This window comes from Streptomyces recifensis, assembly GCF_002154615.1.
Classification (GTDB): Bacteria; Actinomycetota; Actinomycetes; order Streptomycetales; family Streptomycetaceae; genus Streptomyces; species Streptomyces griseoluteus.
Genome location: NZ_MUNH01000113.1, coordinates 1 through 16,485 on the forward strand (window position 1 = coordinate 1; position 16,485 = coordinate 16,485).

20 protein-coding genes are annotated in these 16,485 nt (G+C 72.7%); 7 read left to right on the forward strand and 13 right to left on the reverse strand.

Annotated elements, in window-relative coordinates; translation table 11 throughout:
• From CCN33_RS33635 to pdhA, 3 genes are all read right to left on the reverse strand, one after another.
• On the reverse strand, nt 1-130 hold a 130-nt coding region (locus tag CCN33_RS33635; protein ID WP_341866567.1), incomplete at its 3' end, for a biotin/lipoyl-containing protein.
• Nucleotides 112-1,116 carry an alpha-ketoacid dehydrogenase subunit beta gene (locus CCN33_RS07310; protein ID WP_086692421.1) on the reverse strand — a complete coding sequence of 335 codons (1,005 nt, stop codon included), beginning with the start codon at nt 1,114-1,116 and terminating at the stop codon, nt 112-114. The genes CCN33_RS07310 and CCN33_RS33635, both read right to left, overlap by 19 nt.
• Nucleotides 1,113-2,258 carry a pyruvate dehydrogenase (acetyl-transferring) E1 component subunit alpha gene (gene pdhA, locus CCN33_RS07315; protein ID WP_086692423.1) on the reverse strand — a complete coding sequence of 382 codons (1,146 nt, stop codon included), beginning with the start codon at nt 2,256-2,258 and terminating at the stop codon, nt 1,113-1,115. The genes CCN33_RS07310 and pdhA overlap by 4 nt, the downstream gene beginning before the upstream one ends.
• 175 nt (nt 2,259-2,433) lie before the next feature.
• Here pdhA and CCN33_RS07320 point away from each other — a divergent pair, with 175 nt between their 5' ends.
• Entirely contained in the window at nt 2,434-2,931 is a 498-nt protein-coding gene (locus CCN33_RS07320) for an Lrp/AsnC family transcriptional regulator (RefSeq protein ID WP_373310032.1), read from the forward strand.
• A gap of 19 nt (nt 2,932-2,950) precedes the next feature.
• Here CCN33_RS07320 and CCN33_RS07325 read toward each other — a convergent pair whose 3' ends face one another.
• Nucleotides 2,951-3,538 (reverse strand): TetR/AcrR family transcriptional regulator, encoded by a 588-nt coding sequence (locus CCN33_RS07325; RefSeq protein ID WP_086692427.1) that lies wholly within the window; start codon nt 3,536-3,538, stop codon nt 2,951-2,953.
• Nucleotides 3,535-5,049 carry a 3-hydroxyacyl-CoA dehydrogenase gene (locus CCN33_RS07330; RefSeq protein ID WP_086692429.1) on the reverse strand — a complete coding sequence of 505 codons (1,515 nt, stop codon included), beginning with the start codon at nt 5,047-5,049 and terminating at the stop codon, nt 3,535-3,537. The genes CCN33_RS07325 and CCN33_RS07330 overlap by 4 nt, the downstream gene beginning before the upstream one ends.
• Nucleotides 5,050-5,261: 212 nt before the next feature.
• Between CCN33_RS07330 and paaN the strand changes: the two genes are divergently transcribed.
• Nucleotides 5,262-6,953, forward strand: a complete 1,692-nt coding sequence (gene paaN, locus CCN33_RS07335; protein WP_086692431.1) for a phenylacetic acid degradation protein PaaN — start codon at nt 5,262-5,264, stop codon at nt 6,951-6,953.
• A 9-nt stretch (nt 6,954-6,962) separates the two neighbouring features.
• On the opposite strand, the gene CCN33_RS07340 is transcribed toward paaN, so the two are convergent.
• From CCN33_RS07340 to CCN33_RS07350, 3 genes are read right to left on the reverse strand one after another with little or no spacing between them, the layout of a single operon-like run.
• Complete coding sequence (locus tag CCN33_RS07340) at nt 6,963-7,703, reverse strand: TrmH family RNA methyltransferase (protein WP_086692433.1); 741 nt, start codon at nt 7,701-7,703, stop codon at nt 6,963-6,965.
• Nucleotides 7,700-8,914: an HTTM domain-containing protein gene (locus tag CCN33_RS07345; RefSeq protein ID WP_086692435.1), complete on the reverse strand. Its 1,215-nt coding sequence runs from the start codon at nt 8,912-8,914 to the stop codon at nt 7,700-7,702. The genes CCN33_RS07340 and CCN33_RS07345 overlap by 4 nt, the downstream gene beginning before the upstream one ends.
• Nucleotides 8,911-9,732 (reverse strand): DUF5819 family protein, encoded by an 822-nt coding sequence (locus CCN33_RS07350; protein WP_086692455.1) that lies wholly within the window; start codon nt 9,730-9,732, stop codon nt 8,911-8,913. Before CCN33_RS07350 ends, CCN33_RS07345 begins: the two co-directional genes overlap by 4 nt.
• A 342-nt stretch (nt 9,733-10,074) precedes the next feature.
• Here CCN33_RS07350 and paaA point away from each other — a divergent pair, with 342 nt between their 5' ends.
• Genes paaA through paaE form a run of 5 tightly spaced genes read left to right on the forward strand, consistent with a single transcriptional unit; the run spans nt 10,075 to nt 13,700 of the window.
• Nucleotides 10,075-11,094: a 1,2-phenylacetyl-CoA epoxidase subunit PaaA gene (paaA, locus tag CCN33_RS07355; protein WP_086692437.1), complete on the forward strand. Its 1,020-nt coding sequence runs from the start codon at nt 10,075-10,077 to the stop codon at nt 11,092-11,094.
• Entirely contained in the window at nt 11,091-11,378 is a 288-nt protein-coding gene (paaB, locus tag CCN33_RS07360) for a 1,2-phenylacetyl-CoA epoxidase subunit PaaB (protein WP_086692439.1), read from the forward strand. The genes paaA and paaB overlap by 4 nt, the downstream gene beginning before the upstream one ends.
• On the forward strand, nt 11,375-12,094 hold the full coding sequence (gene paaC, locus CCN33_RS07365) for a 1,2-phenylacetyl-CoA epoxidase subunit PaaC (protein WP_086692441.1): 720 nt from the start codon (nt 11,375-11,377) through the stop codon (nt 12,092-12,094). The genes paaB and paaC overlap by 4 nt, the downstream gene beginning before the upstream one ends.
• On the forward strand, nt 12,088-12,636 hold the full coding sequence (gene paaD, locus CCN33_RS07370) for a 1,2-phenylacetyl-CoA epoxidase subunit PaaD (RefSeq protein ID WP_086692443.1): 549 nt from the start codon (nt 12,088-12,090) through the stop codon (nt 12,634-12,636). The genes paaC and paaD overlap by 7 nt, the downstream gene beginning before the upstream one ends.
• The gene (paaE, locus tag CCN33_RS07375; protein WP_086692444.1) at nt 12,636-13,700 is read left to right on the forward strand and encodes a 1,2-phenylacetyl-CoA epoxidase subunit PaaE; all 1,065 of its coding nucleotides are present in this window, start codon (nt 12,636-12,638) and stop codon (nt 13,698-13,700) included. The genes paaD and paaE overlap by 1 nt, the downstream gene beginning before the upstream one ends.
• A gap of 12 nt (nt 13,701-13,712) precedes the next feature.
• Here the strand turns inward: paaE and CCN33_RS07380 are convergent, their stop codons facing one another.
• The 5 genes from CCN33_RS07380 to CCN33_RS07400 form a co-directional block, all read right to left on the reverse strand.
• A complete protein-coding gene (locus tag CCN33_RS07380) occupies nt 13,713-13,994 on the reverse strand; it encodes a hypothetical protein (protein WP_086692446.1) in 282 nt (93 codons plus the stop codon).
• A 29-nt stretch (nt 13,995-14,023) separates the two neighbouring features.
• Nucleotides 14,024-14,371: a rhodanese-like domain-containing protein gene (locus CCN33_RS07385; protein ID WP_086692448.1), complete on the reverse strand. Its 348-nt coding sequence runs from the start codon at nt 14,369-14,371 to the stop codon at nt 14,024-14,026.
• A gap of 42 nt (nt 14,372-14,413) precedes the next feature.
• On the reverse strand, nt 14,414-15,235 hold the full coding sequence (locus CCN33_RS07390) for a J domain-containing protein (protein ID WP_086692450.1): 822 nt from the start codon (nt 15,233-15,235) through the stop codon (nt 14,414-14,416).
• A 74-nt stretch (nt 15,236-15,309) separates the two neighbouring features.
• Complete coding sequence (locus CCN33_RS07395) at nt 15,310-15,780, reverse strand: hypothetical protein (protein WP_086692453.1); 471 nt, start codon at nt 15,778-15,780, stop codon at nt 15,310-15,312.
• 64 nt (nt 15,781-15,844) lie between these two features.
• Nucleotides 15,845-16,485 (reverse strand): DUF2252 family protein (locus CCN33_RS07400; protein ID WP_140394484.1); only part of this gene is annotated, 641 nt, incomplete at its 5' end.

Sequence of the window (16,485 nt, forward strand, 5' to 3'; positions counted from 1 at the left end):
CCGGCTGGTCGACGGCGACCACGTCACCGACGGCCACCAGCCAGCGCACGATCTCCGCCTCGGTGAGCCCCTCACCGAGGTCGGGCAGCTTGAACTCCAGTACCTGGGCCATCAGTTCTCCGCCTCCCACTGGAGACGGGCCACCGCGTCCAGCACGCGGTCGACACCGGGCAGGTGGTGCCGCTCCAGCATCGGCGGCGGGTAGGGCAGGTCGAACCCGGCCACGCGCAGCACCGGTGCCTCCAGGTGATGGAAGCAGCGCTCGGTGATCCGGGCCGCGATCTCGCCGCCGGGACCGCCGAACCCGGTGGACTCGTGCACGACGACCGCGCGGCCGGTGCGCCGGACGGAGGCGCAGACCGTCTCGTCGTCGAAGGGCACCAGCGAGCGCAGGTCGAGGACCTCCAGGTCCCAGCCCTCGGCGCGGGCGGCCTCGGCGGCCTCCATGCAGACCGGCAGGGACGGCCCGTAGGTGATCAGGGTGGCGCTGGTGCCGGGGCGCCGGACCACCGCGCGCCCGATGGGCTCCACCTCGGTGGGGTGGTCGGCGTTCCAGGCGTCCTTGGACCAGTAGAGCCGCTTGGGCTCCAGGAACACCACGGGGTCGTCGGAGGCGATGGCCTGCCGCAGCAGCCCGTAGGCGTCGGCGACGGTGGCCGGGGTGACGACGTGCAGGCCGGGGGTGGCCATGTAGTACGCCTCGGAGGAGTCGCTGTGGTGCTCGACGCCACCGATGCCGCCGCCGTAGGGGACGCGCACGGTGATCGGCAGGGGCATGCGGCCCCGCGTGCGGTTGCGCATCCGGGAGACATGGCTGATCAACTGCTCGAACGCCGGGTAGGCGAACGCGTCGAACTGCATTTCCACCACGGGCCGCAGGCCGTACATGGCCATGCCCACGGCGGCGCCGAGGATGCCCGCCTCGGCCAGCGGAGTGTCCGTGCAGCGGTCCTCGCCGAACTCGGCGGCGAGCCCGTCGGTGACCCGGAAGACACCGCCGAGGGTGCCGACGTCCTCGCCCATGACATGGACGGCGGGGTCGGCGGCCATCGCGTCGCGCATCGCGCGGGTGAGGGCCTGCGCCATGGTGGCGGGCTTGACGGCGACGGTGGTCATCGCGGGTCGCCTTCCTGGTCGTCCTGTTCGGCGGCCAGCTCGGTCCCGAGCAGCGCGCGCTGTTCGCGGAGCTGCGCGGTCGGCTCGGCGTACACGTGGTCGAAGAGGTCCATCGGGTCGAGCCGGGGGTCCCGGTTCATGCGTTCCCGCAGGTCGGCGGCCATCTCCTCGGCGTCCTGCCGGACCGCGTCGATCGCCGCCCCGTCGAGCAGCCCGCGCGCGGTCAGCTCGCGCTCCAGGAGCTGGACCGGGTCGTGCCGCCGCCACGCCTCGACCTCGTCGTCCTCGCGGTAGCGGGTCGCGTCATCGGCGTTGGTGTGCGCCTCCACGCGGTACGTCACCGCCTCGACCAGCGTCGGGCCGCCGCCCTCGCGGGCGCGCCGTACCGCGTCGGCGAGCACCTCGTGCACCGCGACCGCGTCGTTGCCGTCGACCAGGCGGCCCGGCATGCCGTACCCGACCGCCTTGTGGGCGAGGGAGGGCGCGGCGGTCTGCTTGGCGAGCGGGACGGAGATGGCGAAGCCGTTGTTCTGCACCAGGAAGACGACCGGGGCCTGCCAGACGGCGGCGAAGTTCAGCGCCTCGTGGAAGTCGCCCTCGCTGGTGCCGCCGTCGCCCACCATGGCGAGCGCGACCACGTCGTCCCCCTTGAGCCGCGCGGCGTGCGCGAGGCCCACGGCGTGCGGCAACTGGGTGGCGAGCGGGGTGCTGAGCGGGGCGACGCGGTGGGTGTGCGGGTCGTAGCCGTTGTGCCAGTCGCCGCGCAGCAGGGTGAGCGTCTCCACCGGGTCGACGCCCCGGGCGACGACGGCGAGGGTGTCGCGGTAGCTGGGGAAGAGCCAGTCGCGCTCCTCCAGGGCCAGGGCGGCGGCGACCTCGCACGCCTCCTGTCCGGTGCTGGAGGGGTAGACGGCGAGCCGGCCCTGTTTGGTCAGCGCGGTCGCCTGCGTGTTGTAGCGGCGGCCGCGGACCACCTGGGCGTAGAGCCGGCGCAGCAGGTCCGGGTCGGCCTTGGCGGCCGTGTCGGTGCCGAGAACGCGATAGGGCTCGGCGTCGGGCAGCAGCGGCGCGGGGTCCGTGCGGGGCTGCCAGGCGGGCGGCGGCGATGGCCGGTACGCGCCCCGCTGCTCCATGACCGTCATGACGGCACCTCCTCGTGGGAGCGGCTACGAGAGGCGGGTCGGCTGTGACCCGTCTCACCTACCGATTGTTCGGTCGTCGGCGCATTTTGGCTACTGGCCCCCTCAGGCTGTGGACAAACGGTTTTGCACAGCCTGGAATGAATGCAGGACGTCCACGGCGATGAAGCGGGGGGACATGACACCTGAACAAATGGCCCAGGCGGTGGAGGCGAACGGCGCGCCCCCGCCCCGCCCGCTGGACGCCATAGATCAGGACATCCTCAAGATCCTCCAGGCGGACGGCCGCGCCTCCATACGCTCGGTCGCCGAGCGGGTCCACGTCTCCCGCGCCAACGCCTACGCGCGGATCAACCGGCTGGTCGAGGACGGGGTGATCCGGGGCTTCGGCGCCCGCGTCGACCACGAGCGGGCCGGGCACGGCACCTCGGCATACATCACGCTGAACATCGTCCAGAACACCTGGCGCACGGTCCGCGAACAGCTTCGCCGCCTGCCCGGCGCGTCCCACATGGCGCTGGTCGGCGGCGACTTCGACGTGCTGCTGCTGGTGCACACCCCGGACAACAGGGCGCTGCGCGAGCTGGTGCTCACCCGGCTCCAGTCGATCCCCGAGGTGCTGGGCACCCGCACGCTGCTGGTGTTCGAGGAGGAGGACCTGGAGCCGGACGCGTGACCTGCGCGCGCGGTGGTCCCTACTCCCTGCGCAGCCCCGCGAAGACCAGCCGCACCACCGCGTCGGCCACCTCGCGCCCGCTGGCCCCCCGAATCTCGGGCCGGTACCACTCCACGATCGAGTTGATCATTCCGAAGACCAGCCGGGTCGCCAGCCGGACCTCCACGTCGCCGCGCACGTCCCCGTCCTCGGCGGCCGCCCGCAGCAGGTCGGCCACCCGGTGGTCGAAGTCCCGGCGCCGCTCCAGCGCCCACCGCTCCGCCTCGGTGTTGCCCCGGACGCGCAGCAGCAGCGTCACATAGGGCAGCTCGGCCATGAGCACCTCGACCATGCGGCGCACGACGTGCTCCAGCCGGTCCACCGGCCGCCCGACGCGCGCGTGCTCCTCGTCCAGGATGGCGAACAGCCCGTCCAGCGCCCGGCTGACGGCCCGGCGCAGCAGTTCCTCCTTGCCGCTGACGTGGTGGTAGATCGAGGACTTGGATATGCCCGCGGCTCTGGAGAGGTGCTCCATGGAGGTGCCGTCGTAGCCGCGCTCGTTGAACACCCCCACGGCGACCGAGAGGAGGGTCTCGGGGGTGTACGTGTCGCGCTTGGCGGTGGTCATGAGGAGCCCTCCCGCTTGTCGGTGGCGTACGCGTGGCGGTAGAGCGCGAGGGACGGCGCGTACCGGCCGGAGGGGTCGCGCATATGCAGGTCGTCCAGCAGCTCGTAGGCCCAGCTCCGGCCGAGCCTGCGGCTCCACTCGAAGGGACCGAGGGGGTAGTTGACGCCCAGGCGCATCGCCGTGTCGACATCCTCCTCGGTGGCCACGCCCTTGGCGACGGCGTCGTGCGCGAGGTCGACGATCCGGGCCACCGTGCGGGCGACGATCATGCCGGGCACGTCTCCGATGACGCTGACGTCCTTGCCGAGCGCCTGGAAGAGGCCGATGGCCTCGGCGAGGGTGCGCGCGGAGGTGTCCTGGGAGGCGGAGAGCGCGATCCGGGTGGCGGCGCGGTAGTCGAGGGCGAGGTCGAAGTAGACGACGTCCCGGAACTCCACGGCGGTCTGACCGTCGGCGAGGACCAGCTGGCCGCCGCTCGGCAGGGCCAGCCGGCTGCCCTGGTCCTCGTCCTCCTCGTGGACGGCGATGCCCGCCTCGCGGATCAGCGGGAGCAGCCCCGCCGCCGGGCCGAGGTCGCCCTCCACGGTGACGTGCGCCGGCGGCTTCTCCTTCTCGGCGGTGTGCGGCTCCGGGCGCTCGGCGTCCTCGGCGTAGTCGTACCAGCCCTGGCCGCTCTTGCGGCCGAGCCGGCCGGACTCCACCAGGCGGCGCTGGGCGAGCGAGGGCGTGAAGCGGACGTCCTGGAAGAAGGAGTTCCACACCGAGTGGGTGACGGATTCGTTGACGTCCTGCCCGATGAGGTCGGTCAGCTCGAACGCGCCCATGCGGAACCCGCCGCTCTCGCGCAGCACCGCGTCGATGGTCGCCGGGTCGGCGCCCTGGGCCTCCAGCACGGCGAACGCCTCGGCGTAGAAGGGCCGGGCGATCCGGTTGACGATGAAGCCGGGGGTGTCCGCGCAGGCCACCGGGGTCTTCCCCCAGGCACGGGCGGTCTCGTACGCGCGCGTGACGGACGTGACGTCCGTGGCGTACCCGGAGACGACCTCCACCAGGGGCAGCAGCGGGGCCGGGTTGAAGAAGTGCAGGCCCAGGAAGCGGCCGGGGGAGGCGAGCGCGCCGCCGACGGCGGTCACCGACAGGGAGGAGGTGTTGGTGGCGAGCAGGCAGTCCTCGGAGACGATCCCCTCCAGCTCCCGGAACAGCTCCTGCTTGACGTCCAGCCGCTCCAGCACGGCCTCCACGACCAGCGCGCAGCCGGCCAGTTCACCGAGGTGCTCCACGGGGGTGAGCCGGGCGCGCGCCGCGTCCCGTTCGTCCGCGCCGAGCCGGCCCTTGGCCACGAGCCGGTCGAGGCGCGCGCCGATGGCGTCGGCGGCCTCCCGCGCGCGTCCGGGCAGGGCGTCATGGAGCAGGACGGGGTGGCCCGCGGTCAGCGCGACCTGGGCGATGCCCTGGCCCATGGTGCCGGTGCCGACCACGGCCACGGGGCTGCTGAGGTCGATAGCTGTCATGTGCGCGATCCTCCCGCACGACGTTGTCCACAGATGCGGCGGACCCCCTTGTCCCGACCGATCGTTCGGTTACTCTAGCCCTGACCGCCCGCAGCCCACCACCGTCCGGCGGAAGGCTCCCCGGGCCGCGCCCGCCGCAACCCTGCCGTCTCTCCAAACGCCCAGGTCACGAGCTCGATGACGAGTTCACGCAGACGAGGAGTTGGTCCAGGATGACCGCCCGACCGACCGCACACGAGCTGATCGCCAAGCACCGCCCCACCCTCGACCAGGCCCTCGAGGCGATCCGCACCCGCGCGTACTGGTCCCCCCACCCCGAGCACCCCAAGGCCTACGGCGAGCACGGCAGCCTGGACGCGGGCGCGGGCAAGGCCGCCTTCGACGCGCTCCTCGGCACCCGTCTCGACCTGGACCAGCCCGGCACGGACGACTGGGTGGGCGGCGAGGTCTCGCCGTACGGCATCGAGCTCGGCGTGAGCTACCCGCACGCCGACCTCGACGTACTGCTCCCCGCGATGCGCGCCGGGCAGGCCGCCTGGCGCGACGCGGGGCCGGAGACCCGCGCCGCGGTCTGTATGGAGATCCTGAAGCGGATCAGCGACCGCACCCACGAGTTCGCCCACGCGGTCATGCACACCAGCGGCCAGGCGTTCATGATGGCGTTCCAGGCAGGCGGCCCGCACGCCCAGGACCGCGGCCTGGAGGCAGTGGCGTACGCGTACGCGGAGCAGACCCGCACGCCCGGGACGGCGGAGTGGAGCAAGCCGCAGGGCAAGCGCGACCCGCTCACGCTGACCAAGAGCTTCACGCCGGTCCCGCGCGGCATCGCCCTGATGATCGGCTGCAACACCTTCCCGACGTGGAACGGCTATCCGGGCCTGTTCGCCTCCCTGGCGACCGGCAACGCGGTCCTGGTCAAGCCGCACCCGCGCGCGGTGCTCCCGCTCGCGCTCACCGTCCAGGTGGCCCGCGAGGCGCTGGCCGAGGCCGGGTTCGACCCCAACCTGGTCGCACTGGCCGCCGAGCGGGCCGGTGAGGGCATCGCCAAGACCCTCGCCACCCGTCCCGAGATCCGCATCATCGACTACACCGGCTCCACCGCCTTCGGCGACTGGCTGGAGGCCAACGCCCGCCAGGCGCAGGTCTACACGGAGAAGGCCGGCGTCAACACGGTGATCGTGCAGTCCACCGACGACTACCAGGGCATGCTGGCGAATCTCGCCTTCTCGCTCTCCCTGTACAGCGGGCAGATGTGCACCACCCCGCAGAACCTGCTGATCCCGCGCGAGGGCATCAGCACCAATGAGGGCCACAAGTCCTTCGACGAGGTGACCGGCGACCTCGCCCGCGCGGTCGACGGCCTCCTCGGGGACGACGCCCGCGCCAACGCCCTGCTGGGCGCCATCGTCAACCCGGACGTGAAGGCCCGCCTGGAGGCCGCCGCCGACCTCGGCGAGGTCGCGCTGGCCTCCCGCGAGATCACCAACCCGGACTTCCCGGACGCGGTCGTACGCACCCCGGTGATCGTGAAGCTGGACGCCGCCAAGCCGGACGACGAGGCCGCCTACCTCGGCGAGTGCTTCGGCCCGGTGTCCTTCGCGGTGGCCGTCGACTCGGTCGCCGACGCGGTGGACCTGCTGCGGCGCACCATCCGCGAGCAGGGCGCCATGACGGTCGGGGCCCACACCACCGACCCTGAGGTCGCCCGGGCCATCGAGGAGGTCTGCCTGGAGGAGCCCGCCCAGCTCTCCCTGAACCTGACCGGCGGGGTGTACGTCAACCAGACCGCCGCCTTCTCCGACTTCCACGGCTCCGGCGGCAACCCGGCGGCGAACGCGGCCCTCACCGACGGCGCGTACGTGGCCAACCGCTTCCGCGTGGTGGAGGTCCGCAAGGAGGCGTAGGCACGGGGCTCAGGCGGTGCCCAGGCTCCAGTGGTACAGCGTCATGGCCACGCTGGTGGCCAGGTTGTAGCTGGAGACCTGCGGCCGCATGGGCAGCGACAGCAGCCGGTCGGCGCGGGCCCGCAGCGGCGCCGAGAGCCCGCTGCGCTCCGAGCCGAACGCCAGTACCGCGTCGTCGGGCAGCTCGACCCGCCGGATGTCGTCGCCCTCGGGGTCGAGGGCGAACAGCGGCCCGGCGGGCAGCTCGTCGACGCCGAGGCGCTCCACGCCGGTGGCGAAGTGCAGCCCCGCCCCGCCGCGCACCACGGTGGGGTGCCAGGGGTCCAGGGTGCCGGTGGTGACGACCCCGGTCGCGCCGAACCCGGCGGCCAGCCGGATCACCGCACCCGCGTTGCCGAGGTTGCGCGGCTCGTCCAGCACCACCACGGGCGCGGTGCGCGGCCGGTGGGCCAGCGCCTTGAGGTTGGCCTCGCGGGACGGCCGTACGGCGAGCGCGGCCACGCCGGTCGGGTGCGGGCGGGGCACCAGGGAGGCGTACACCACCCGGGGCACCTCCGTCAGCAGCGCGTCCAGCGGGTCCCGGACGTCCCCGGCGAGTTCACCGGCGAGTGCCAGCGTGGCCTCCCGGTCGGTGGTGACCGCCACGGGCACCTCGGCCCCGAAGCGCAGCGCGTGCTTGAGGGCGTGGAAGCCGTCCAGCAGCACGGCGTCCCCGGCGCGCTCGCGCCAGCGGTTCAGGGGGTCGGTCATGCCCTGAACCCTACGTGTCCGGCGGTGGACTCCTCCGGGGCGCGGGGCGGGGGCACCCGGCCCGTCCCGCCGCGCCGTATCAGCCGTCCACGCGCGCGTGCGGCCCAGCCGCCGAGGAGCAACAGGAAGGCGGTGGGCAGGAAGACGGCGTCCGCCGTGATCATCGCGAGCGAGAAGAAGGGCAGCCCGAGGACGACGGCGATCACCGCGTGCTCGGTCATCATCAGCACCAGCAGGACGTTCTTCACGCGCCGGTTGAACAGGGTGAAGGGGAAGGCGACCTGCACCATGACCGTTCCGTAGGTCACGATCATCATGAGGACGCCGCTGGCGGACATCAGGTCGGCGAGGGCGGGCCAGGGCGAGAAGTAGTCCAGGTGCAGCGGGTAGTACACGGCGGTGCCGTCCTGCCAGCGCGAGCCCTGGATCTTGTACCAGCCGGCCGTGGCGTAGATCAGACACGCCTCGGCCATGATCACGGCGAGACCGGCGTTGTGCAGCACGTTCGCCAGCACGTCGAGCAGCATCCGGGGCTGCCGCGACCGCGTCCAGCGGCCCGCCGCCCACCACAGGCCGAGCCCGGCCCAGGACGCCCACAGCAGCGCCGGCACCAGCCAGCCGCCGCCGAACCGGCCGGTCGCCACGGCCGTGACCAGCACCGCGCCGGACAGCGCCCACAGCACGGGGCCCACCCGGTCGGGGGGAACGCGTTCCCCCCGCGCGCGTGCCGCATCCTCGCGCCCGGCCCGGCGCGCGTCCAGCGACCAGACCTGCCCGCAGCGGGTGAAGACCAGGTAGAGGGACATCAGGTGCAGCACGTTGTCGCCGCCGTCCCCCATGAACACGCTGCGGTTCTGGAGCGAGAGCACCCCCACCATGAACAGCACGGCGGCGGTCCGGGTGCGCCAGCCGACCAGCAGCGCGGCACTGGCCAGGACAGCGAGGAGGTAGCAGACCTCGAACCAGAGCCGACTGTCCGACCACATCAGCACGGTGAAGGCGTGGTTGTCGGCGATGAGCTGGTGGGCCAGGTTCCAGCTCCAGGGCCCGGCCGGCCCGTACAGCTCCTGGCGGTGCGGGAACTCGCGCAGCAGGAAGAGCAGCCAGGTCCCGGCGAATCCGATCCGGATCACAGCACTCTGGTACGGGCCGAGGGCCGCGCCGGTGACGCGTTCGACGCCCCGGGCGAAGGTCTGGGAGAGCCGGTTCATCGGGCACCCGCCTCGGTCTCGTCACCGGTCACCGTCCACCAGGGCAGCACACGGTAAGCGGGACTGGTGGACACCTTCTCCCGGCTCCACCCGGGCGGGGGCACGTTGACGGTGCGGGAGCGCACTTGCACGCGCTCGATGGTTCCGGCGCGGTCGAGGCCCGCGTCCCGCCGCAGACGCAGCACCACTATCCGGCGCACGTACTGCTCGGAGAGCGCCCCGCGCACACCCACGGGCCGGTTGTCGGTGCCGTGGGTGGTGCCGAGGAAGTCCCAGGCGCGGCGCAGCTCGTTCTGCTGGGTGTGGCTGGGCAGCAGGTTGCCGTCGATGGCGGCGCCGTCCTCGGCGGACAGGTCGGTCCAGCCGGTGGTGCGCAGGTCACCGCCTTCGCCCCGGATCTGGGCGCGGACCTGTACGGCGACGTTCTGCTGCAGCGGGTTGGGCGCGAACAGCTTCCAGTTCTGCTCGAACTCCGGGTACACCCATGCCTCCACCGCCTTGGCATGCCGCTTGCTCACGGTGTTGGCGGGGGCGAGGCTCAGGAACACCATGCCCAGGTGCACGGCGGCGACGGTCGCCACGACCGCGAGCGCGCCGCCCGCGACGAGGCGGTAGCGGGGGGAGAGGGCGGCGAGGCCGGTGGGCCGGGCCGGCTCCCGGGCGCCGTCGCCTCCAGTGTCTTCGGTTCGGGTAACCGTGGGTCCGGTGCCCTCGGGCCCCGTGTCCTCGCCCGGTGTGCCGGGGCCGCCCGCGCGACGCGCCCCGGCCGGGCCGTCCGGCCCGTTCAGGGCCTCCGGCTCCTCGTCGTACGCGTCCATCCCCGCCCCGTCCCGCTTCCGCTCCGGCATCGACGCGCCCGTCGTGGGCGCCCCCTGGTCCTCGGACGCCTTTGCTTCCGCTTGGCACCCGCACGGAACGGTACTCAGCCCCACCCACCCCGCGCAGCCCCGGCCCCGGCCTTCGAGACGCGGCCGGGGCCGCCGCACACCGGCCCGGCATCGCCGGGGACGCAGACCGGCCACGGTGGTTTTCCACAGGCACCGCACGGCGTTGTCCACAGCGGTTGACACCCGACGACGCCCCGGCACACCATTGACACGCACGAACCGAACGATCGGTCGGGGCGTGTTTCCGGCAGAGTCCTAGGTCAGGGGGACCGCATGGCCACAGCAGCCGCGCCTCGCACGGACCGCACACCCGCGGACGGCGCACCCGGCGCCACCGCGGACATCGCGGCACACCAGCACGCCTTCGACACGGCGGTGGCCGCCGAGGAGCGCATCGAGCCACGCGACTGGATGCCGGACGCCTACCGCGCCACCCTCGTCCGCCAGATCGCCCAGCACGCGCACTCCGAGATCATCGGCATGCAGCCCGAGGCGAACTGGATCACCCGCGCCCCCAGCCTGCGCCGCAAGGCGATCCTGATGGCCAAGGTCCAGGACGAGGCGGGCCACGGCCTCTATCTCTACAGCGCCGCCGAAACCCTCGGCACCAGCCGCGAGGAGCTGCTCGACAAGCTGCACAGCGGCCGCCAGAAGTACTCCTCGATCTTCAATTACCCCACCCTGACCTGGGCCGACGTGGGTGCCATCGGCTGGCTGGTGGACGGCGCCGCGATCACCAACCAGGTCCCGCTGTGCCGCTGCTCCTACGGCCCGTACGCCCGCGCGATGGTCCGCATCTGCAAGGAGGAGTCCTTCCACCAGCGCCAGGGGTACGAACTGCTGCTCGCCCTGAGCAAGGGCACCCCCGAGCAGCACGCCATGGCGCAGGACGCCGTCGACCGCTGGTGGTGGCCCTCACTGATGATGTTCGGGCCGCCCGACGACTCGTCCCAGCACTCGGCCCAGTCCATGGAGTGGAAGATCAAGCGCCACTCCAACGACGAACTGCGCCAGCGCTTCGTCGACATAGCCGTCCCCCAGGCCGAGTCCCTCGGCCTCACCCTCCCCGACCCGGACCTGAAGTGGAACGAGGAGCGCGGGCACCACGACTTCGGCGCCATCGACTGGACCGAGTTCAAGGAAGTACTCAAGGGCAACGGCCCCTGCAACGAACAGCGCATCACCCAGCGCCGCCGCGCACACGACGAGGGCGCCTGGGTCAGGGAAGCGGCCGCCGCCCACGCGGCCAAACACGCCGGGAGCACCGGCCGGACAGGAGCGACGCGCGCATGACCCACACCGACTGGCCCCTGTGGGAGGTCTTCGTCCGCTCCCGCCGCGGCCTCTCCCACACCCACGCCGGGAGCCTGCACGCCCCCGACGCGGAGCTGGCCCTGCGCAACGCCCGTGACCTCTACACCCGGCGCGGCGAGGGCGTCTCCGTCTGGGTCGTCCCGGCCAGCGCCGTCACCGCTTCCTCGCCAGACGAGAAGGACCCGTTCTTCGAGCCCTCCGCCGACAAGCCCTACCGGCACCCGACCTTCTACGAGATCCCGGAAGGGGTGAAGCACCTGTGACCGCCACCGTCCCCACCACCGCGGCCCTGGCCCTCGGCGACGACGCCCTGGTGCTCTCCCACCGCCTCGGGGAGTGGGCCGGACACGCGCCCGTGCTGGAGGAGGAGGTCGCCCTCGCCAACATCGCGCTCGATCTGCTCGGCCAGGCCCGCGTGCTGCTCTCCATGACCGGCGACGAGGACGAGCTGGCCTACCTCCGCGAGGAACGCGCCTTCCGCAACCTCCAGTTGGTGGAGCAGCCGAACGGCGACTTCGCGCACACCATCGCCCGGCAGCTCTACTTCTCCACCTATCAACACCTTCTGTACGCCGAACTCGCCGCCCACGAAGGCCCGTTCCAGCCGCTCGCCGGCAAGGCGGTCAAGGAGGTCGCCTACCACCGCGACCACGCCGAGCAGTGGACCGTGCGCCTCGGCGACGGCACCGACCTCAGCCACGACCGGATGAGCCGCGCCTGCGACGCGCTGTGGCGCTTCACCGGTGAGATGTTCCAGCCGATCCCCGGCGTGGACGTCGACTGGGCAGGCCTGGAGGCGAGTTGGCTCACCTCCGTCACGGACGTGCTCGGGCGTGCCACCCTGGCCGTGCCCGAGGGTCCCCGCACGGGCGCGTGGGCGGCGGGTGCGGGCCGGCAGGGGCTCCACACCGAGCCGTTCGGGCGGATGCTCGCCGAGATGCAGCACCTGCACCGCAGCCATCCGGGGGCGTCATGGTGACCGCAACCGCGCTGGAGACCGAGCTGCTGGAGCTGGCCGGCTCGGTGCCCGACCCCGAACTCCCCGTGCTCACCCTGCACGAGCTGGGCGTCGTGCGCGCGGTCCACCTCACGGGCACCGGCGCGGTCGAGGTCGACCTCACCCCGACCTACACCGGCTGCCCGGCGGTGGAGACGATGCGCGCGGACATAGAGCAGGTCCTGCGCGCCCACGGCATGCGGGAGGTCACCGTCCGCACGGTCCTCACCCCGGCCTGGTCCACGGACGACATCACCCCCGAGGGCCGCCGCAAGCTCCAGCAGTCCGGAATAGCCCCGCCCCGCACCCAGCACCTCGCGGGACCGGTCGTCCTCACCCTGGGCCCGACCCGCACCGGGACCGCCGGAGAAACGGAGACCGAGGCGGCGCCGGAGGCCATCCGCTGCCCCCACTGCGACTCCGCCGACACCGAGCTGCTGAGCCGCTTCTCCTCCACGGCCTGCAAGGCGCTGCGCCGGTGCCTCGCCTGCCGTGAACCCTTCGACCACTTCAAGGAGCTGTGATGGCACGCTTCCACCGGCTCCGGGTGGCCGAGATCGACCGGCTGACCGACGACTCGGTCGCCGTCACCTTCACCGTGCCGCCCGAGCTGCGCGAGGAGTACCGGCACAAGCCGGGCCAGCACCTCACCCTGCGCCGCCGCGTGGACGGCGGGGACATCCGCCGCACCTACTCGATCTGTTCCCCGGCCCCCGACCCGGCCGGGCCCGGCCCGGGCACGCTTCGGGTGGGGGTGCGGCTGGTCGACGGGGGCGCGTTCTCGACGTACGCGTTCAAGGAGATCGCTGCCGGGGACGAGCTGGAGGTGATGACCCCGGCCGGGCGCTTCACCCTGGACCCGGCGCCGGGTCTCTTCGCGGCCGTCGTCGGCGGCAGCGGCATCACCCCGGTGCTGTCGATCGCCGCCACGCTGCTGGCCCGTGAACCGGGCGCACGGTTCTGCCTCATCCGGGCCGACCGTACGGCCGCCTCGACCATGTTCCTGGAGGACGTGGCCGACCTGAAAGACCGTTACCCCGAGCGGTTCCAGTTGGTCACGGTGCTCTCCCGCGAGGAACAGCAGGCGGGCCTGCCCTCCGGCCGCCTCGACCGGGACCGGCTCACCGGCCTGCTGCCCGCGCTGCTGCCGGTGGACCAGGTGAGGGGCTGGTTCCTGTGCGGCCCCCACGGTCTGGTGGAGGACGCCGAACGAGCCCTGCGCGGTCTCGGCGTGGACCGCTCCGGCATCCACCAGGAGATCTTCCACGTGGACGGCGGCACCGCCCCGGCCGCCACCGCCCCGGCGGCCGCCCACAGCACGGTCACCGCACGCCTCGACGGCCGCGGCGGCAGTTGGCCGGCCCAGCAGGGCGAATCCCTCCTGGACACCGTCCTGCGCAACCGCCCCGACGCGCCCTACGCCTGCAAGGGCGGCGTCTGCGGCACCTGCCGCGCCTTCCTGGTCACCGGCGAAGTCCGCATGGACCGCAACTTCGCCCTCGAACCCGAGGAAACCGAAGCCGGCTACGTCCTCGCCTGCCAGTCCCACCCCATGACAGAGAAGGTGGAGGTGGACTTCGACCGGTGAGCGGGCCGGGGGTCAGGCGTCGTGATGCGAGGCGGCGCCGTCCCACCATGCGCGCAGACGGGCGGCCATCGACTCCGTGCCCAGGAACCGCGGATCGAGCCCGAAGTGGTGCGTCAGATCGTCGCGCAGGAACCCGTCGATCCGCGGCTGGTCCGCCCCGGTCCGGAGCAACAGGAACAGCCGGCCGAGCATGCAGTCGTACTCGTCCTGCACGTCCTCGGCGACGTCGAGCGGGTCCCACGCGTTGAGGAGACCACGCAGGCCGTCCTCGTACGCCTTCGGCACGACCGTCATAGCCGTGCCCCCGGTCCTGGCGGCACCCGCTAGATCACAACCCCGGCCTGCCCCGCATCCGTGACCACCGGGCGCCCCGCGGCCTCCCAGTGCTTCATGCCGCCGTCGACGTTCACCGCGTCGATGCCCTGCTGGACGAGATACATGGTGACCTGGGCGGAGCGGCCGCCGGAGCGGCAGATGACGTTGACCCGGCCGTCCTGGGGGGCGGCCTCGGTCAGCTCGCCGTAGCGGGCGACGAACTCGCTGATCGGGATGTGCAGCGCCCCCTCGGCATGACCGGCCTGCCACTCGTCGTCCTCGCGGACGTCCAGCAGGAAATCGCCGTCCTTGAGGTCCGTGACCTCGACCGTGGGAACACCAGCTCCGAAACTCATGCCCCCGACGCTACCCGAAGCGCCGCGTACGACGCGGGGGCCTCACTCCTGCGTCAGCAGCGCCGCGAGGTCGGACTCGCGGCGGGCGATGTCGCCGTGCAGCCGCTCGGCGATCTCGGTGAGGAGGCTGTCGGGGTCGTCCGGGGCGAGACGGAGCATGCCGGCGATGGCCCCGTTCTCCAGTTCCCGCGCGACCAGGGTGAGGAGTTCCTTGCGCTGGGCCAGCCATTCCAGGCGGGCGTACAGCTCGTCGCTGGGACTGGGCTGCCGCTCGGGCGGCACCGGGCCGGCGGCCCACTCCGCGGCGAGTTCCCGCAGCAGGGCCTCGTCACCGCGGGCGTAGGCCGCGTTGACGCGGGTGATGAACTCCTCGCGGCGGGTGCGCTCGTCGTTCTCCTGGGCCAGGTCGGGGTGGGCCTTGCGGGCGAGGTCCCGGTACAGCTTGCGGACCTCCTCGCTGGGCCGCACCCGCGCCGGCGGCCGCACCGGCTGGTCGGTGAGCATCGCGGTGGCCTCGGGGAACAGCCCCTGGCCGTCCATCCAGCCGTGCAGCAGTTCCTCGACACCGGGGATGGGTGACAGGTTGGCGCGGGCCTCGGCGGCGCGCCGGATGTCCTCGGGGTCCTGGGTACGGGCGGCCCGCGCCTCGGCGATCGAGGCGTCCAGCTCCTCGATGCGGGCGTAGAGCGGGCCGAGCCGCTGTTCGTGCAGCCGGGCGAAGTTCTCGACCTCGACGCGGAAGGTCTCCACGGCGATCTCGAAGTCGATCAGCGCCTGCTCGGCGGCCCGGACGGCCTTTTCCAGCCGTTCCTCGGGCCGCGGCGACTGGGACTGCTCGGTCTGCTCAGCTTCCGGGGTCGTCACCCGACCAGCCTAGGCCACGCCCACAAGGCCCTACCGCGACGGAACGGAACGACCGCCCCAACTCGCCATCCCGCCTACGAACCCGTCTCCGGGCAGGCAGCCGGCACCCACTCGGCCACCAGATCCCGGCACGCCACCACCAGTCGGCCGGGACGGCAGGCCACCTCATGAGTACAGCCACCCGGCAGCGGCAGGATCTCGTCCAGGATCACATCGCCCAGCGAGGCCGGATCGCACACGTCCAGCACATCCGACTGGAAGTCGGACACACCGGTGTAGCGGACCAGCAGGTCCTCCTCGTGCCGGAAGCAGTTGTGCCGGAAGCGGATCTCGACATCACCGTCGGCCGTGCGCTTCACCCGCGTGGGCAGCAGGTCGCGGACACACCGCTTGGCCTCGGGGTCGTAGTGCGCCGGGTCGGTGGCGAAGGCACGCGCGCCGGGCGGCAGTCCGGCGGCGATGCCGGGCAGCTGCGCGAGATAGGGGCCGGGGTCGGCGAGCACGGGCTCCTCGCTGCCACCGCCGCGCAGTTCGACGTACTTCATCTCAGCACTCCGGACACCCTCTTCCCCACCACGACGGCCTCCCCTCTTGTCCCCGCATCCCCGCTCACACCCCCGTCTCGGCCGCGATCCGCCCGGACCGCACCGCCTCCACCAGTCGCGCGTGGTCGGCCTCGGTGAGGTCGGCGTAGGCGGTGGCGAAGTCGGCCACGGCGTCGTCCAGTTCCTCGTTCTTGCCGCAGTATCCGGCGATGAGGCGGGGGTCGGCGCTGTGGGAGTGGGCGCGGGCCAGCAGGGCGCCGGTCATCCGGCCGTAGTCGTCCACCTGGTCCGGCGCGAGGGCGGCCGGGTCGACGCTGCCCTTGCGGTTGCGGAACTGCCGCACCTGGTAGCCCCGTTCGTCGACCGTGGTCCAGCCCAGCAATATGTCGCTGACCACCTGCATCCGCTTCTGCCCCAGCACCACGCGCCGCCCCTCGTGCTCGGCGGGCGGCACCGGGAAGCCCGCGGTGGCCAGATGCGGGGCGAGCGCGGAGGGCCGGGCCTCCTTCACCTGGAGGACGAGCGGCTCACCTCGATGGTCGAGGAGCAGCACGACGTAGGACCGGGTGCCCACACTGCCGGTGCCGACGACACGGAAGGCGACGTCCTGCACCGCGTACCGCGCGAGCAGCGGCAGCCGGTCCGCGCCGAGCGTCGACAGGTACGGCTCCAGCGAGGCGGCGACGGCGGCGGCCTCGGCGTCCG

Bases quoted from the DNA above. Each gene is read 5' to 3' on its own strand.
- CCN33_RS07310 (WP_086692421.1), bottom strand. From the start codon at position 1,116: ATGACCACCGTCGCCGTCAAGCCCGCCACCATGGCGCAGGCCCTCACC.
- pdhA (WP_086692423.1), bottom strand. From the start codon at position 2,258: ATGACGGTCATGGAGCAGCGGGGCGCGTACCGGCCATCGCCGCCGCCC.
- CCN33_RS07320 (WP_373310032.1), top strand. From the start codon at position 2,434: ATGACACCTGAACAAATGGCCCAGGCGGTGGAGGCGAACGGCGCGCCC.
- CCN33_RS07325 (WP_086692427.1), bottom strand. From the start codon at position 3,538: ATGACCACCGCCAAGCGCGACACGTACACCCCCGAGACCCTCCTCTCG.
- CCN33_RS07330 (WP_086692429.1), bottom strand. From the start codon at position 5,049: ATGACAGCTATCGACCTCAGCAGCCCCGTGGCCGTGGTCGGCACCGGC.
- paaN (WP_086692431.1), top strand. From the start codon at position 5,262: ATGACCGCCCGACCGACCGCACACGAGCTGATCGCCAAGCACCGCCCC.
- CCN33_RS07340 (WP_086692433.1), bottom strand. From the start codon at position 7,703: ATGACCGACCCCCTGAACCGCTGGCGCGAGCGCGCCGGGGACGCCGTG.
- CCN33_RS07345 (WP_086692435.1), bottom strand. From the start codon at position 8,914: ATGAACCGGCTCTCCCAGACCTTCGCCCGGGGCGTCGAACGCGTCACC.
- CCN33_RS07350 (WP_086692455.1), bottom strand. From the start codon at position 9,732: ATGGACGCGTACGACGAGGAGCCGGAGGCCCTGAACGGGCCGGACGGC.
- paaA (WP_086692437.1), top strand. From the start codon at position 10,075: ATGGCCACAGCAGCCGCGCCTCGCACGGACCGCACACCCGCGGACGGC.
- paaB (WP_086692439.1), top strand. From the start codon at position 11,091: ATGACCCACACCGACTGGCCCCTGTGGGAGGTCTTCGTCCGCTCCCGC.
- paaD (WP_086692443.1), top strand. From the start codon at position 12,088: ATGGTGACCGCAACCGCGCTGGAGACCGAGCTGCTGGAGCTGGCCGGC.
- paaE (WP_086692444.1), top strand. From the start codon at position 12,636: ATGGCACGCTTCCACCGGCTCCGGGTGGCCGAGATCGACCGGCTGACC.
- CCN33_RS07380 (WP_086692446.1), bottom strand. From the start codon at position 13,994: ATGACGGTCGTGCCGAAGGCGTACGAGGACGGCCTGCGTGGTCTCCTC.
- CCN33_RS07385 (WP_086692448.1), bottom strand. From the start codon at position 14,371: ATGAGTTTCGGAGCTGGTGTTCCCACGGTCGAGGTCACGGACCTCAAG.
- CCN33_RS07395 (WP_086692453.1), bottom strand. From the start codon at position 15,780: ATGAAGTACGTCGAACTGCGCGGCGGTGGCAGCGAGGAGCCCGTGCTC.